General features: G+C 67.1%; 18 protein-coding genes and 1 tRNA gene. 11 read left to right on the forward strand and 8 right to left on the reverse strand.

Features of this window, described 5'->3' with window-relative positions:
* Positions 1-40 precede the first annotated feature (40 nt).
* The 6 genes from A5744_RS18345 to A5744_RS18370 form a co-directional block, all read right to left on the reverse strand.
* Entirely contained in the window at positions 41-1,009 is a 969-nt protein-coding gene (locus A5744_RS18345; protein ID WP_076063438.1) for an NADPH:quinone oxidoreductase family protein, read from the reverse strand.
* Positions 1,009-1,632 carry a TetR/AcrR family transcriptional regulator gene (locus A5744_RS18350; protein ID WP_076063440.1) on the reverse strand — a complete coding sequence of 208 codons (624 nt, stop codon included), beginning with the start codon at positions 1,630-1,632 and terminating at the stop codon, positions 1,009-1,011. Before A5744_RS18350 ends, A5744_RS18345 begins: the two co-directional genes overlap by 1 nt.
* Complete coding sequence (locus tag A5744_RS18355; RefSeq protein ID WP_076063441.1) at positions 1,613-2,896, reverse strand: acyl-CoA dehydrogenase family protein; 1,284 nt, start codon at positions 2,894-2,896, stop codon at positions 1,613-1,615. Before A5744_RS18355 ends, A5744_RS18350 begins: the two co-directional genes overlap by 20 nt.
* A 36-nt stretch (positions 2,897-2,932) precedes the next feature.
* The gene (locus A5744_RS18360; protein WP_076063443.1) at positions 2,933-3,697 is read right to left on the reverse strand and encodes an SDR family oxidoreductase; all 765 of its coding nucleotides are present in this window, start codon (positions 3,695-3,697) and stop codon (positions 2,933-2,935) included.
* 1 nt (position 3,698) lies between these two features.
* Positions 3,699-4,730: a phosphotransferase family protein gene (locus tag A5744_RS18365; protein WP_076063445.1), complete on the reverse strand. Its 1,032-nt coding sequence runs from the start codon at positions 4,728-4,730 to the stop codon at positions 3,699-3,701.
* Between the two features lie 64 nt (positions 4,731-4,794).
* Positions 4,795-5,478 (reverse strand): class I SAM-dependent methyltransferase, encoded by a 684-nt coding sequence (locus tag A5744_RS18370; RefSeq protein WP_076063447.1) that lies wholly within the window; start codon positions 5,476-5,478, stop codon positions 4,795-4,797.
* 76 nt (positions 5,479-5,554) lie between these two features.
* Here A5744_RS18370 and A5744_RS18375 point away from each other — a divergent pair, with 76 nt between their 5' ends.
* Both A5744_RS18375 and A5744_RS18380 read left to right on the forward strand, forming a co-directional pair.
* Entirely contained in the window at positions 5,555-6,163 is a 609-nt protein-coding gene (locus A5744_RS18375; RefSeq protein ID WP_076063449.1) for a histidine phosphatase family protein, read from the forward strand.
* A gap of 9 nt (positions 6,164-6,172) precedes the next feature.
* On the forward strand, positions 6,173-7,219 hold the full coding sequence (locus A5744_RS18380; protein WP_076063450.1) for a phosphotransferase family protein: 1,047 nt from the start codon (positions 6,173-6,175) through the stop codon (positions 7,217-7,219).
* Here A5744_RS18380 and A5744_RS18385 read toward each other — a convergent pair.
* The gene (locus A5744_RS18385) at positions 7,216-7,578 is read right to left on the reverse strand and encodes a lipopolysaccharide assembly protein LapA domain-containing protein (protein WP_076063452.1); all 363 of its coding nucleotides are present in this window, start codon (positions 7,576-7,578) and stop codon (positions 7,216-7,218) included. The genes A5744_RS18380 and A5744_RS18385 overlap by 4 nt on opposite strands.
* 93 nt (positions 7,579-7,671) lie before the next feature.
* Here A5744_RS18385 and A5744_RS18390 point away from each other — a divergent pair, with 93 nt between their 5' ends.
* Genes A5744_RS18390 through A5744_RS18410 form a run of 5 tightly spaced genes read left to right on the forward strand, consistent with a single transcriptional unit; the run spans position 7,672 to position 11,751 of the window.
* On the forward strand, positions 7,672-8,619 hold the full coding sequence (locus A5744_RS18390) for an ABC transporter substrate-binding protein (RefSeq protein WP_076063454.1): 948 nt from the start codon (positions 7,672-7,674) through the stop codon (positions 8,617-8,619).
* Positions 8,616-9,713 carry an ABC transporter ATP-binding protein gene (locus A5744_RS18395; RefSeq protein WP_076063455.1) on the forward strand — a complete coding sequence of 366 codons (1,098 nt, stop codon included), beginning with the start codon at positions 8,616-8,618 and terminating at the stop codon, positions 9,711-9,713. Before A5744_RS18390 ends, A5744_RS18395 begins: the two co-directional genes overlap by 4 nt.
* Before the next feature lies 1 nt (position 9,714).
* Positions 9,715-10,404: an ABC transporter permease gene (locus A5744_RS18400; RefSeq protein WP_076063457.1), complete on the forward strand. Its 690-nt coding sequence runs from the start codon at positions 9,715-9,717 to the stop codon at positions 10,402-10,404.
* Complete coding sequence (locus tag A5744_RS18405) at positions 10,401-11,147, forward strand: ABC transporter permease (RefSeq protein WP_076063459.1); 747 nt, start codon at positions 10,401-10,403, stop codon at positions 11,145-11,147. The genes A5744_RS18400 and A5744_RS18405 overlap by 4 nt, the downstream gene beginning before the upstream one ends.
* Positions 11,148-11,151: 4 nt before the next feature.
* On the forward strand, positions 11,152-11,751 hold the full coding sequence (locus A5744_RS18410) for a putative glycolipid-binding domain-containing protein (RefSeq protein ID WP_076063461.1): 600 nt from the start codon (positions 11,152-11,154) through the stop codon (positions 11,749-11,751).
* Here A5744_RS18410 and A5744_RS18415 read toward each other — a convergent pair.
* Positions 11,714-12,658 carry a prephenate dehydrogenase gene (locus A5744_RS18415; RefSeq protein WP_240563102.1) on the reverse strand — a complete coding sequence of 315 codons (945 nt, stop codon included), beginning with the start codon at positions 12,656-12,658 and terminating at the stop codon, positions 11,714-11,716. The genes A5744_RS18410 and A5744_RS18415 overlap by 38 nt on opposite strands.
* Positions 12,659-12,790: 132 nt before the next feature.
* Here A5744_RS18415 and A5744_RS18420 point away from each other — a divergent pair, with 132 nt between their 5' ends.
* The 4 genes from A5744_RS18420 (at position 12,791) to A5744_RS18435 (ending at position 14,556) form a co-directional block, all read left to right on the forward strand.
* A complete protein-coding gene (locus A5744_RS18420) occupies positions 12,791-13,312 on the forward strand; it encodes a tRNA adenosine deaminase-associated protein (RefSeq protein WP_076063464.1) in 522 nt (173 codons plus the stop codon).
* Between the two features lie 9 nt (positions 13,313-13,321).
* On the forward strand, positions 13,322-13,780 hold the full coding sequence (locus A5744_RS18425) for a nucleoside deaminase (protein WP_076063466.1): 459 nt from the start codon (positions 13,322-13,324) through the stop codon (positions 13,778-13,780).
* A 29-nt stretch (positions 13,781-13,809) separates the two neighbouring features.
* Positions 13,810-13,899 (forward strand) — tRNA-Ser (locus A5744_RS18430).
* 441 nt (positions 13,900-14,340) lie between these two features.
* Positions 14,341-14,556, forward strand: a complete 216-nt coding sequence (locus A5744_RS18435; RefSeq protein WP_240563101.1) for an SDR family oxidoreductase — start codon at positions 14,341-14,343, stop codon at positions 14,554-14,556.
* Positions 14,557-14,900: the final 344 nt, after the last annotated feature.

Consider the following 14,900-nt stretch of genomic DNA (forward strand, 5'->3'; position numbering starts at 1 on the left):
ATCTCGACGACGGCACCTGCGGTGTGCGCCGCACACCGCCTCACGCCACGTCGATAACCACCTTGCCCAGCACCTTGCGCTCGGCCACATAGCGCAGCGCCGCGGCCGTTTCGGCCAGCGGGAAGCGCGCGCCGATGTACGGCCGGATGACCCCGCTGGCGAACATCTCGGTCAACTCCTGCGTGTCGCGGATCGCCTCGTCGGGATGATCGGTCATAAAAGTGCGGATCTCCATGCCGCGCACACAGATGTCTTTGAGCAGAATGAGATTGAGCGGAATGGCAGGGATCGTGCCGGCCGCGTAACCCAGCGTGACGAAGGTGCCACCTCGGGCGAGACCGCGCAGTGCCGGCTCGGAATACGATCCGCCGACCGGGTCCAGGACCACCCGGGCGCTGTCACCGGTGATCTCACGGATTCGGCTTTTCAGGTCCTCCCGGTCATAGTCGACGGTCGCCTCTGCACCACGCTGACGGCACAGCTCGAGCTTTTCCGGACTCGACGCCGCGGCCAGCACCCGGGCTTTCATGGCGACCGCCAGATCGACGGCGGCCAACCCCACGCCGCCCGCAGCACCCAGCACGACAACCCAATCGCCCTCTGTCACAGCGGCAGTCGAGCGCAACGCGTGATAGGCGGTGCGGTATGTCACCCCGAAGGCCGCGGCCGAGGCGAAGTCGGCGTCGTCGGGCACAAGTTCGGCCTGGCTCGCGTCGAGCAGTGCCTGTTCGGCGAACGCTCCAAAAGTGGTTCCGGACACGCGCTGACCCGGACTAAACGCAGCGCCTGCACCGGCGGCGATCACCTCGCCGGCGATCTCGTTGCCGGGGATGAACGGCGGCGGAATCTTGACCTGGTATTTGCCGGCGATGAACAGCACATCCGGGAAATTGACCGCGGCGGCACGCACCCGCACCAGCAGCTGGCCGGGACCCGCGACCGGCTCGTCAACGTCGGTGAGCACCAGGTCTTCCGGCGGCCCGTACGCCTGGCAGACGACCGCGCGCATCACTTGACCCCCAACCCTTTCAGGCAGAACCGAACCACGTGTGCGATGTCGTCGCGCCCGGGCCGCTCCGCCGAACTCATGTAGCGCCGCATGGTTGCGGCCGTGCAGCAGAACACCGCCTCGACATCGCGGTCCACATCGCTACTGCCCAGCGCCGCAACGGGTTCGACCAGCAGGTCACGCAGCGGCAGCATCATCTCCTGGTCGACCGTGCGCCAGTTGGTGCCCGTCGCCATCTGACCTGCCGCGGCGCGGCTTTTCCGGATCAGGTCCGGGTGGGCGACCTGTGCCAGCGTGCCCTCGATCCAGCGCGCTACCTTGTCCTGTGGCCTCGACGCCTTGGCCATCTGATGCTGAAGGTAGGACACGACGATCGCCACGCCCCGCTCCATGACCGCCAGGATGAGATCGTCCTTGCCGGCGAAGTAGCGGTAGAACGCCTTGTTCGACGAGCCCGCCTCGGCGACGATATCGCTGACACGCGGCGCCTCGGGCGCGACCCGTTCCATCACCCGCACCGCGGCGGCCAGGATGCGCTCCACCTCCTCGGTGGCCTCCCGCTGGCGTTCGTCGAGTGCCCGTTCGACTGCCGCCGTGACTCGGCTATTGGTCAACGAGCTCACCGTATTTGGCGCGGGCGGCCTCTCGCCGAACGCCCAGCATCTCGCTGGGCCACTCGCCGTCTTCGGCGTCGTACCCCTTGAGCAGCATGCGGGCCAGGTTGACCTTGTGTGCCTCCGTCGGCCCGTCGGCCAGGCCGAGCGCGATGCCGCCGAGCAGGACGTTGACCAGTGGCAGTTGGTCGGTGAGTCCGAGCGCCCCGTGCACTTGAATGGCCCGCAGCGCAATCGATTTCAGTACCTGGGATGCCAGGATCTTGCAGGCGGCGATTTCGGCGCGGGCTGCGTGCTCGTCGCCGTTGTCGATCAGCCACGCGGCGTGCAGCACGGTGAGCCGGAACGGAATCAACTCGGTATAGGAGTCGGCAACGAATTCCTGCACCAATTGCTTGTCGGCCAGCGAGGTTCCCTGTGTGAACCGGCTTTTCGCCCGCCTCGACATCATCTCGACGGCGCGCTGCGCCATTCCGATCGAGCGCATCGCGTGGTGCAGCCGTCCGCCGGCCAAGCGGGTCTGCAGGATCAGGAAGCCCTGACCGGGTTCACCGAGCAGCGCGTCCGAACCCACGCGGACGCCGTCATAATGCACCAGGGAATGTCCGGGCTCGTGCGGCTCCGCCCCGACCAGGTGATGGGTGGCTTCCACGGTCAGGCCCGGGGTTCCGGCCGGGATCAGGAACGTCGACGCGCCGTGGTGGACGGCCACGTCCGGATTGGTAATCGCGACGACGATGAAGAACGACGCGACGGAAGCGTTGGAGGAGAAGTACTTTCGGCCGGTGATGACCCAGCCGTCGCCGTCGGGGACGGCGCGGGTGGTGAAGACCCGCGGATCGGCGCCGCCTTGCGGCTCCGTCATCGAAAAGCAGGAGAAGATCTCCCCGGACAGCAGCCCGGCCAGATAGCGGTCTTTCTGGTCCTGGGTGCCGAAGCGGGCGATGATCTCCGCGTTGCCGGTGTCGGGCGCCTGCGTGCCGAACACGATCGGCGCCCAGGGGCTGCGGCCCAGGATCTCGTTGATCAGCGTCAGCTTGACCGCACCGAAGCCCTGCCCGCCCAGCTCGGGGCCCAAATGCGGTGCCCACAAGCCGTTGTCGCGGACCTGCTGTTTGAGCGGGTCGACGACGCGGCGGCGCTCGTCGTTCAGTGGGAGGAACTCGCAGCCCGGGAACAGCACCTCGAGGGGCTCCACCTCTTCGCGCACGAACTCGCGGATCCAGTCCAGCTTCTTGTCGAACTCCGGTTCGGTGGAGAAGTCCCAAGCCATCGAATACTCCTGTCTCGTTCATATGGTGGCGCCCCGCTAGGGGATGCCGCCGTCGGCCCGCAGGATCGAACCGGTGGTGAAACTGGACGCGTCGGACGCCAAAAACAGCGCGGCGCCGACGATTTCGCGCGGGTCTCCCGCGCGCTGCAACGACAGATGTCCAAAGGGTTTGCCCTCGGCCCGCTCGAGATTCCACGACTTGCTCACGTCGGTGAGAAACGGGCCTGCCATCAGCGTGTTGACCCGCACGGCTGGCCCGAAAGCCTTTGCCAACGCTTCGGTCATGGCGTTGAGTCCAGCCTTGGCCGAGGCGTAGGGAATGATGTCGGGGGTCGGCCGTAACGATCCGGCCGTGCTCACGTTGATGATGGATCCGCGGCCGGCGGCCACCATTCGCTCGCCCACCAACGCCGATAACCGGAAGGGCCCCTTGAGGTTTAGGTTGACCACCGCGTCGAACAGCTTCTCGGTGACGTCGGTCAGCTTGTCGTACAGCGGCGACATGCCGGCGTTGTTGATCAACGTGTCGACCTTGCCGAACCGGTCGTAGGTCGCCTCGACCAGTCCGTCGAGCTGTTCCCAGCGTCCGACGTGCACCTGGTAGGGCATCGCGGAGCGGCCGGTTTCGGCCTCGATTTCCTTGGCGGTGCTCACGCAGTTGTCCATGTTGCGGCTGGCGATCACCACGTCGGCGCCGCAGCGCGCGGCGGCGAACGCCATTTCGCGGCCCAGTCCGCGACTGCCGCCGGTGATGAGCACCACGCGCTCGGTGAGGTCGAAAAGCTTGTCGGCGTAGCCCATTTCAGCGTGTCCTCGCCAGCTCGGCCGCGGTGGCGATCAGCCGGGGAATCATCGCCCCGAAAGTGTCTTTGATCTTGGGGTCCACCTTGCCCGTACGCACCCCGGCGGCGTACGTCTTCTCCAGCACGATGCCCAGTTTCCAGTTGGCCAGCACCAGGTAGTAGTCGATGTTCTCGGTGGACAGCCCGCTGATCTGCTCGTAGTGCTCGAGCAGTTCGCTGCGGGTCGGCATGCCCTTCATGTCCAGGTAGAACCCGTCGTCGCTAGGGTTTTCGCCGTCGTAGCCCAGTAACGCCCACGCCAGATCCAGCAGTGGATCGCCGACCGTGGTCATCTCCCAGTCCACGATCGCGGCCAGTCGTGCCGGCGCCCCGTGCGCGAACATCACGTTGGCGAATTGGTAGTCGCCGTGCATGATGCCCGGCTTGTAGTGCGCGGGCCGGTGGCGGCGCAGCCAGTCGGCCGCCTCGTCCAGGCCGGGCAGCTCGCGGACCTTGTAGGCGTCGAGAAACTTCAGCCAGCGATCGACCTGTCGCTCGTGAAATCCGTCCGGGCGGCCGAACCCTTCGAGCCCCTGGGCGCGCCAGTCCACCCGGCCCAGCTTGGCGGCGCCCTCGACCAACTCGAACGCCAGGCCGCGGCGTGCCGCCAGGTCGGTGTCGAACGGCGCTTGCCATCCGCCGTCCATCGGGCTCCAGCCGTCGATGGCCCGCATGATGTAAAACGGCATGCCGAGCACGGTGCCGGTGTCGTCGGCGGCGATGAGTGCAGCGTGCGGCACGTCGGTGCCGGACAGCGCCCGTACCAGCCGGATCTCGCGCAGCAGGCCGTCGATGCGGGCGGCATCGGCGCGCGCGCCGGGCATCCGCAGCACCATGCGTTCGGGGCCACGCTTGATCAGGTACAGCGTGTTCTGGGAACCGCCCTTCAGCTGGTCCAGCACTGGTTCTTCGCCGCTGCCCGGTGCATCGTTGGCATCGAGCCAACGTCCGAGAACACCCGGGTCCAGTTGTGTTTCGCCGGCAGCAGTCATAGTCTGCACACCCCAATCTCCATAGGGAGAATAGCATTCTCCGCGGAATTGGGAAGGGGTCGTTTCAGCGGTCGGCTTTGTGGGCGCTGAGCAGAAACCCCGGCGCCATGAAGTGGCCCTCGTCGTCGCGCTCGACGTCGGGTACCGGGCCAGCCGCGAGGGCATCGGCGTTGCCGTAGAGCTTCGCGGGTCGAATGTCATCGACCCGCCAGAGGGTCGAGACGGCGTCGTGCAACTCGGTTTGGGTGAAGCCGCGCGGGCCGGGTGCGTCGTCGTCGCCCAGTGGTCCTAGTGCCCCCGCGACGAACGCCAGAATGTAGAGCGCCGCCCCCGGCGCCGCGGCCCGAAAGATGGACCGCAGATAGTCCTGGCGCCTCTCGGGCAGCAGCGCGTGGAACAGCCCGCTGTCCAAGATGGTGGAGAAGCGGCCTTCGGATCCGGGCGGGTAGTCACGAAAGCTCGCGACGTCGGCCTGCGCGAAAGTCGCTGTGGTGAGCCCTTGTTCGGCCGCAGCCGCGGCCGCCTCCTCGATCGCGGTGGCGCTGGCGTCCAGGCCGACAACCGTGTAGCCGCGCGCGGCGAGTGCCAGCGATAGTGCGGCGTGGCCGCAACCGGCGTCCAGTACGTCGCTGTGGATCTTGCCCTGGTCGATGAGGGCCTGCAGCTCGGGTTGTGGCCGGCCGATGCTCCACGGGGGTGGCGTTTCTTGTCGGTATGCGGCGTCCCAATCCATGCCCGGCTGGGTCATCTGTCCTCCTCGAGGTCGAGCCTTCCGCGCCCAATGAGAAACTGGCGCTGCCCACCATCCGACGACGGGAACAAACATGCAAGTGCTGCTGGTCCGGCACGCGTTGCCGCTGCGCAGCGAACACGGGCAGGGTTCCGACCCGGACCTGTCCGATGAAGGGAAGGCACAGGTCACGCGACTGCCCGACGCCCTTGCCAGGTTTCCCATCTCGCGGGTGGTCAGCAGCCCGCAGCGCCGTGCCATCCAGACCGCCGAACCGGTCGCGGCGGCCCGGGAGCTGGCCGTCGAGGTCGACGAGCGATTCGCCGAATACGACCGCGACCTTCCCGTGTACATCCCCGTCGAGCAGATCCGCGCGGAAAACCCTCAGGAGTGGGCGCGGCTGGCGCAGGGCCATCTGCCCAGCGCGGTCGACGAAGACGCCTTTCGGGCGCGGGTGCTGGCGGGGGTGGACGATCTCGTCGCCGCCGCCGATCCCGACGACACCGTCGCCGTGTTCAGCCACGGCGGAGTGATCAACCTGCTGCTGCACCACATTCTCGGGACAGCCCGGCTGTTGTCGTTCCCCGTGGACTACGCGTCGGTCACGCGCCTGCTCTACTCGCGCTCCGGCCAGGCGACCGTGGCGACGGTGAACGCCGTCGAACACGTGTGGGACCTGTTGCCGCGCAACCAGCGATGGTAAACAAGTTCGGTGACTTCGGCTGACCGACTCGATGGGCTCGACCTGCCCGCGCTGGACCGGTATCTGCGTTCGCTGGGCATCGATCGCGACGGCGACTTGCGGGCGGACTTCATCTCCGGTGGCCGCTCCAATCTGACGTTTCGGGTCTACGACGACAAAACCAACTGGCTCGTGCGGCGCCCACCCCTGCACGGGTTGACGCCGTCGGCCCACGACATGGCCCGCGAGTACAAGGTGGTTGCGGCGCTACAGGACACGCCGGTACCGGTCGCCCGCGCGATCGCGCTATGCGAGGACGACTCGGTGCTGGGCGCGCCGTTCCAGATCGTCGAATTCGTTGCCGGGCAGGTGGTCCGCCGCCGCGCGCAACTGGAAGCGTTCAGCCACACCGTCATCGACGGGTGCGTCGACGCGTTGATTCGGGTGCTCGTCGACTTGCACAACGTCGACCCGAACGCCGTGGGCCTGGGCGATTTCGGCAAGCCCACTGGTTACCTGGAACGCCAGGTGCGCCGATGGGGCTCGCAGTGGCAGTTGGTGCGGCTGCCCGACGATCACCGCGACGCCGACGTGGAGCGGTTGCATTCCGGTCTGCACGAAGCGATTCCGCAGCAGAGCCGCATGTCGATCGTGCACGGCGACTACCGGATCGACAACACCATCCTGGACTCGGACGACCCGACGCGGGTCCGCGCCGTCGTGGATTGGGAGCTCTCGACGCTGGGTGACCCGCTGTCCGACGCGGCGCTGATGTGCGTGTACCGCGATCCCGCGCTGGACTTGATCGTCAACGCGCAGGCCGCGTGGACGTCGCCGCTGCTGCCCACGGCCGACGAGCTCGCCGACCGGTACTCCCTGGTCGCCGGATTATCGCTTGCGCACTGGGAGTTCTACATGGCCCTGGCCTACTTCAAGCTCGCCATCATCGCCGCGGGCATCGACTTCCGCCGGCGCATGTCGGACCAGGCCCGCGGCACGGATTCCGAACTCACACCCGAGGTGGTGGCGCCGTTGATCTCGCGCGGGCTGGCCGAACTCGCCAAGCTGCCCGGCTAGGCGCGGGCCTCGTGCGAAGCCGCGGCGTGATGCTTCTTGGCCGCGCGACGCAGCTGCAGGATCCGCGCGGTGCCGACGGCCACGGTGATCAGCCCGCCGACCACGGCCGCCAGCAGAATCGCAACACCGAGCGGCAGGCTCCAGTGCCAGCCCAGGAACTGAAACTGACTCGACGCCGTGTTCTGGGCTATGAAGATCAGCAACAGGATCAGGATCAGGAACCCGGCAATCAATGCGGTCCACAGGGCGCCGGCGCGGGTGAAGCCGATGGCGGGTTCTGCCGACTTTGCGCCACCCTTGGGCGGTTGCGAGGGCTTGGGGGGCGGCTGGTCGGGCGAGTCAGGGGTTGGGCTGCTCATACTGTCATCTTTGACCCATCGCGCCCGGAATGAAACCACACCACGCAGGATTCCTAGCGGCGTCCCGTCGTTTCTGCCGATAGGGTCACCGGTATGAGGATGCTGCGCGTGCGCAGCGCCACACGCTCCGCGGCGGCGTTGCTGGCGACGGCGTGCCTGATTGCGGCGTGTAGCAATTCGGATCCGCTGGGCGAAGAGACCCGCAGCATGAAGTCCATCGTCGTGGGCTCCGGCGACTTCCCGGAATCCCAGATCGTCGCTGAAATCTACGCACAGGCATTGCAGGCCAACGGGTTTGATGTCGGACGCCGGATGGGCATCGGCAGCCGCGAGACCTATATCCCGGCGCTGAAGGACCACTCCATCGATTTGGTTCCGGAGTACATCGGCAACCTCCTGCAGTACTTCGAGCCCAAGTCCACGGCGACCATGCTCGACGCCGTCGAATTGGAGCTCTACAAGCGGCTGCCCGGCGATCTGTCGATTCTGACTCCTTCGCCGGCCTCCGACACGGACACCGTCACCGTCACGGGTGGAACCGCCTCGGACTGGCACCTGAAAACAATCGCCGACCTGGCGGCACATTCGCCGGACGTGAAATTCGGCGCGCCGTCGGACTTCCAGGCCCGCCCCTCCGGGCTGCCCGGCCTGAAGCAGAAGTACGGACTGAACATCAGCCCGGGCAATTTCGTCGCGATCGAGGACGGCGGCGGTGCCGTGACGGTCCGCGCGTTGGTCGAGGGCAGGGTGAATGCCGCCAACATCTTCAGCACCTCACCGGCGATTCCCCAGGAGCACCTGGTGGTACTCGAGGACCCCGAGCACAACTTCCTGGCCGGTAACATTGTGCCGCTGGTGAATTCGCAGAAGAAGTCCGATCGCCTCAAGGAAGTTCTCGACGCCGTCTCAGCGAAGTTGACCTCATCCGGGGTGGCCGCGCTCAACGCCGAGGTGGCGGGAAACTCGGGCAGGGATCCGGGCCAGGTGGCCCGAAACTGGGTGCGGGACAACGGCTTCGACCACCCCTTGGGGCAGGGATGATCCGCTTCGACAACGTGAGCAAGGTGTTCGGTGGCGGCGGCACCGCGGTGGACCGGCTCAGCCTCGACGTGCCCGACGGCAAGCTGACGGTCTTCGTCGGCTCCTCCGGCAGCGGCAAAACCACGGCGCTGCGGATGATCAACCGGATGGTCGAGCCGACCTCCGGCACCATCACGGTGGACGGCGTCGACGTGTCCAAGGTCGACCCGGTGAAGCTGCGTCTCGGAATCGGTTACGTCATCCAGCATGCGGGCCTGATGCCCCATCAGCGGGTGATCGACAACGTCGCGACCGTGCCGGTCCTCAAGGGCCAGGGCCGCCGGGCCGCCCGCAAAGCCGCCTATCAAGTGCTCGAACGCGTCGGCCTGGACGCCAAGCACGCCACCCGGTATCCGGCACAACTTTCCGGCGGCGAACAACAACGCGTCGGGGTGGCGCGCGCCCTGGCCGCCGACCCACCCATCCTGCTGATGGACGAGCCGTTCTCGGCCGTCGACCCGGTGGTCCGCCATGAGCTGCAAAACGAAATACTGCGTCTGCAAAGCGAATTGCGCAAAACCGTCGTGTTCGTGACCCACGATATCGACGAGGCGCTCAGGCTCGCCGACCGCGTCGCGGTGTTCGGACACGGTGGTGTCCTGCAGCAGTACGACGAACCGGCTCGGCTGCTCTCGCGGCCGGCCAACGACTTCGTGGCGCGGTTCATCGGTCTCGGCCGCGGCTATCGCTGGCTGCAGCTCATCGACGCATCCGGGCTGCCGCTGCACGACATCGAGCGCATTTCGGCGAGCGCCCTCGCCAACGGCGCACCTATCACGCAGGGCTGGAGATTGGTGGTCGACGACGACGGCGCGCCGTTGGGTTGGATCGACGCCGCCGGCTGGCAGCGTCACCGTGCCGGTGCGTCGTTGTCGGACAGCATCAGCGCGATTGGTTCGCAGTTCCGTCCGGACGGCAACCTCAGCCAGGCGCTCGACGCGGCGTTGTCCTCCCCGTCGGCCGTCGGCATCGCCGTCGACCGCGACGGCAAGGTCGTCGGCGGCATCTTGGCCGCCGACGTGCTGGCCGCGGTGGAAGCCCGGCGACGGGACTGACATGCACTACCTGCTCACCCATCTCGACGACGCCCGGGCCCTGACCATGGTGCATCTGCGGTTGTCGCTGCTCCCGGTGCTGATCGGTCTGGCGATCTCGGTACCCATCGGTGTGCTGGTGCAGCGCGCCCCTGTTGCCCGGCGCCTGACGACGGCGACGGCCAGCGTCGTCTTCACCATCCCGTCGCTGGCGTTGTTCGTCGTGCTGCCGGTCATCATCGGAACCCGAATCCTCGACGAGGCCAACATCATCGTCGCGCTGACCGCCTACACGACCGCACTGTTGGTGCGTGCGGTGCTCGAGGCGCTGGACGCGGTGCCGGCCCAAGTGCGTGACGCCGCGACCGCGGTCGGCTATCCGGCGCTCACGCGTGTGGTGAAAGTCGAACTCCCACTGTCCATTCCGGTGATGATCGCCGGCTTGCGGGTGGTGGTGGTGACCAACATCGCGATGGTGTCGGTGGGCTCGGTCATCGGCATCGGTGGACTGGGCACCTGGTTCACCATGGGTTACCAGACCAACAAGAGCGATCAAATCCTTGCCGGGATCGTCGTGTTGCTCGTGCTGGCGATCGTCATCGACCTAGGGATCGTGCTGGCCGGGCGCCTCATCACCCCCTGGGAGCGCGCCGCGCGTCCGGCCCGTCGGCGTCGCCAGGTCCCGGCACCGATAGCGGGCGGTGCGCGATGAACTTTCTCCAACAGGCCCTCTCCTACCTCTTGACCGCCGCCAACTGGACCGGCCCGGTAGGGCTTGCGGCGCGCATCTTGGAGCATTTGGAGTACACGGCCCTCGCGGTGGGCGCGTCGGCGCTGGTCGCCGTTCCGCTGGGCGCGATCATCGGGCATACCGGTCGCGGCACGCTGCTGGTGGTGGGCGCGGTCAACGGACTGCGCGCGCTGCCGACGCTCGGGGTGCTGCTGCTGGGGGTGCTGGTGTTCGGGCTGGGCCTGGGCCCGCCGCTGGTTGCCCTGATGTTGCTGGGCATCCCGGCCCTGCTGGCCGGCACCTACGCCGGCATCGCCAGTGTCGACCCGACCGTGGTCGACGCCGCCCGCGCGATGGGCATGACCGAGACCCAGGTGCTGCTGCGCGTCGAGATGCCCAATGCGATGCCGCTGATCCTGGGCGGGCTGCGCAGCGCGACGCTGCAAGTGGTCGCGACCGCGACGGTCGCCGCCTACGCGAGCCTCGGCGGGCTCGGCCGCTACCTGATCGACGGGATCAAACAGCGCGAATTCCAGCTCGCTCTCGTCGGCGCGCTGGCGGTGGCGGCGTTGGCGCTGATCCTCGACGGTCTGCTGGCGTCGGCGGTGTGGGTCTCGGTGCCCGGCACCGGGCGGCTGCGCAGGCCCACCCGCGGGCGCGACCGCGTGACGGCGGCCGCACTTACGGACAAACCTGCCGCGGTCGGTGGACACGCTTTACGGTAGGGGGGTGAACGCAGGCCCCACAGATCCGACTCCCCGCGTCGTGACGGCGATGTTGACCTGGCGTGCACAGGATGTCTCCCGGATGGAGTCGGTGCGAATCCAGGTGTCCGGCAAGCGAATCAGGGCGCACGGCCGCATCGTGGCCGCGGCCACCGAGACAAATCCGGCGTTCGGCGCCTTCTACGAGGTGCAGACCGACGAGACGGGCGCCACCAAGCGGTTCGGGTTGACCGTGACCCTGGCCGAGCGGGAACGGCAGCTGGCCATTGCCCGCGACGAGGAGAACATGTGGTTGGTCACCGACCATCAAGGCGAGTCGCGCGCGGGATATAACGGTGCCCTCGACGTCGACGTGGTGTTCAGCCCGTTCTTCAACGCCCTGCCGATCCGGCGGCTCGCGCTGCACGAGCATGCGGAATCGATCGCGTTGCCGATGGTCTATGTGAACGTGCCCGAGATGACCGTCACCGCGGCGGTCGTCAGCTACACCAGCGCGGGCAGTCTCGACGGGATCAAGCTGCGTTCGCCGGTCGCCGACACCAACGTGAGCGTCGACGCCGACGGGTTCATCGTCGACTATCCAGGGTTGGCAGAGCGGATCTGATCACCCCGCCCGCCCGGCCCGCCGCGGCCAGTTCCTCGCGCCAGTTGTCCGCGCCGATGGTGATGGTGAAGATGTCGGAGCGCGGGAAGCTGTCGAAACGGGTTCGCGCCGCGTGGCCGGCTTCGACAAGCTCGGCCACCGAGATGTCGCGGTCGAGGGAGTCGCGCGCACGACTCAGCAGCTCGATCGCCCGGTCGAGGGCAGGCAGCAGCTGGCTGGAATTGCCTTCGCACATCGCACGCACCAGGTCCGGCGCGCTCGCGGCCACCCGCGTCCCGTCGCGGAAAGACCCTGCGGCCAGGGCAAACGCCAGCGGCACCTCGGCGGCGGTGATGGCGAGGGCCTCGGCGAGCAGGTGCGGTAAGTGCGAGATGGCGGCTGCGGCGGCGTCGTGCTCGTCGGACTTCGCCGGCACCACCGCCGCGCCGCAGTCCAGCGCCAGCGTCATGACCATCGACCACACTTCGGGATCCACATGGTCGTCGACGCTGACGACCCACGGGGCCATGGTGAACAACCCGGCATGGCCGGCGGGCCAACCGGACTCGGCGGTGCCCGTCATCGGGTGACCGCCGACGAAGCGCTGCAGCAGACCGGCCGCCGCGACCTCGTCGAGCACCGCACTCTTGACGCTGGTGACGTCGGTCAACGGGCAGTCGGGGGCCAACTCGCTGACGTGGGCCAGCATGCTGGGCAGCGCCGGCATCGGCACGGCCAGCACGATCAGCGCGCCGAGGTCGGCGGCGCGGGTCAGTGTTTCGGTGAGGTCGGTGCTGGCGTCGAAGCCGTCGGCGACGGCTCCCTGCGCGCCTTCCACTGACCTGTTGTAGCCGAACACTTCGCGGCCGGCTTTTGCGGTGGCCCGCATGATCGAGCCGCCGATCAGTCCCAGACCGAGCACGCATATCGGTGTCTTCGTTGCCGTCCGAGCCACAGTCCAAGGTTGGCACAGTTCCGCACGACGTGGTGGTTCAGGTTTCGCTCGCACGCGTGCGCCTGTCTGGTCAAGCGGCCTGGTCAGCGACTAGCGTATGCGGCCATGGGAGCACAACGGGCCTCTGCACAGGGCCCGTCCGCGGACGTGCCGGACGGCTTCGGCGTCGCGGTCGTGCGCGAGGAGGGCCAATGGCGCTGTTACCCGATGGCCGCGAAGTCATTGACGAGTCTCTCGGCGGCAGAGACGGAGCTGCGTGAACTACGCAGCGCCGGAGCGGTGTTTGGGCTTCTCGACGTCGACGACGAATTCTTCGTCATTGTGCGCCCGGCACCCTCGGGGACCCGGCTGCTGCTGTCGGACGCCACCGCCGCGCTGGACTACGACATCGCGGCCGAAGTGCTGGACAATCTCGACGCCGACATCGACCCCGAGGACCTCGAGGACGTAGAGCCGTTCGAGGAGGGCGATCTCGGGTTGCTGGCCGACATCGGCCTGCCCGACGCGGTATTGGGTGTCATCCTCGATGAGTCCGACCTTTACGCCGACGAGCAATTGGGGCGCATCGCCCGGGAGATGGGCTTCGCCGACGAGCTGTCGGCGGTGATCGACCGTCTCGGTCGGTGACCACAGTCGGTGATCGCTGACGAAGATCTGATCCGTACCGCGCTGTCGGTTGCCGCGACGGCGGGTCCCCGCGACGTTCCTATTGGCGCGGTTGTCGTCGGCGCCGACGGAACCGAACTCGCCCGGGCGGTGAATGCCCGTGAGGCCCTTGGTGATCCGACCGCGCACGCGGAGATCCTGGCGATGCGGGCGGCGGCCGCCGTGCTGGGCGACGGGTGGCGGCTGGAGGGCACCACGCTGGCGGTGACCGTCGAACCCTGCACCATGTGCGCGGGCGCGCTGGTGCTGGCTCGCATCGAGCGGCTGGTCTTCGGCGCCTGGGAGCCCAAGACGGGAGCGGTTGGATCGCTGTGGGATGTGGTTCGCGACCGACGACTCAACCACCGCCCGGCCGTGCGGGGCGGGGTACTCGCGGAAGAATGCGCCGCACCGCTGGAGGCCTTCTTCGCCCGCCAGCGATTGGGGTGAGCGGCCGACGGTTCGGTAAGCTGCTCGGCGGTGGCGTGTCCGAGCGGCCTAAGGAGCACGCCTCGAAAGCGTGTGACGGCTAACACCGTCCGAGGGTTCAAATCCCTCCGCCACCGCCACAAACTAGCCGAGCATCAGAATGGCCGCCGGCCGCAAAACGTGACGAGGCTTGCCCCAGAGCTCCCGCCGGGGCCTAATCGCCTGATTAGCAGCGGTGGGTTGACTTCAGCCCACCCTCCATTGGGGCGCAGACTTTCGGACCCAGGAGTCCCGACAAAGTTGGCCCATCTGTCCATAAAGGGCGGTGGCATCGCAATTGCCTTGGTATCTGCGCAGGGGATTCTCGCGCAGGGATTTGTCGACGCAAGCATGGTGGGCGGCGGGATCGGTGATGCTGACACAGGGATCGTCGGCGTGCGCTTGTGCTGGCGGAATGCAGAAGGGTGTCAGTGCTATGGCTGCTGCCGCTGACACGCCAAATATTGCCCTCTTCAAATTAGTTGTTCCTTTTCCGCCCCCCTACTAGCCGTGTTGTCGTCACCTACACATTGTCGCACTTTGTGACGTTGCCGCCCGGCGTGACGTGGCTAGTACGCAGCCAGTACGCAGGAGAATTACGGGCAGCTTTCAGCAACCATCAGAACCAGCCGCCGACGGGGCGGTTCACCACACCTGAAGAGCTAGCTGATCTCGTTGTCTTCCTGGCCGCCAGCCGCACGGGAAATATCGTCGGATCCGACTACCGCATCGACGGCGGATTCATCACCACTATCTGACGTTTGACAAATAGCCTCGCCACAGGCCCTTTTACAGCAACGCTGCTGAGGTTACGATTGCCCTGCATGGAGATCTGAAATGCGCAGCGCAGCTAATCATTTGATGCTCATTGTCCCGGCCGTCCTCGGGCCGCTGGTAATCGCGACCTCGCTGTCGCCGGCAGTCAGTAGCGCAGCGGAGTGCGGCGAAGGAACCGTCTATGACGCGCCATCCGATACGTGTGTCGTTCTCGCACAAGCACTCCCACCGCCAGCTCTTCCACCCCCGCCGGCAGGCAGATTGGGGGTCGGCATGAACCACTCCTCGATACGACGTGTTCTAGTGCCAATAAACCATTGCAACG

The sequence above is a fragment of the Mycobacterium sp. IS-1264 genome (genome assembly GCF_001954195.1).
GTDB lineage: Bacteria > Actinomycetota > Actinomycetes > Mycobacteriales > Mycobacteriaceae > Mycobacterium.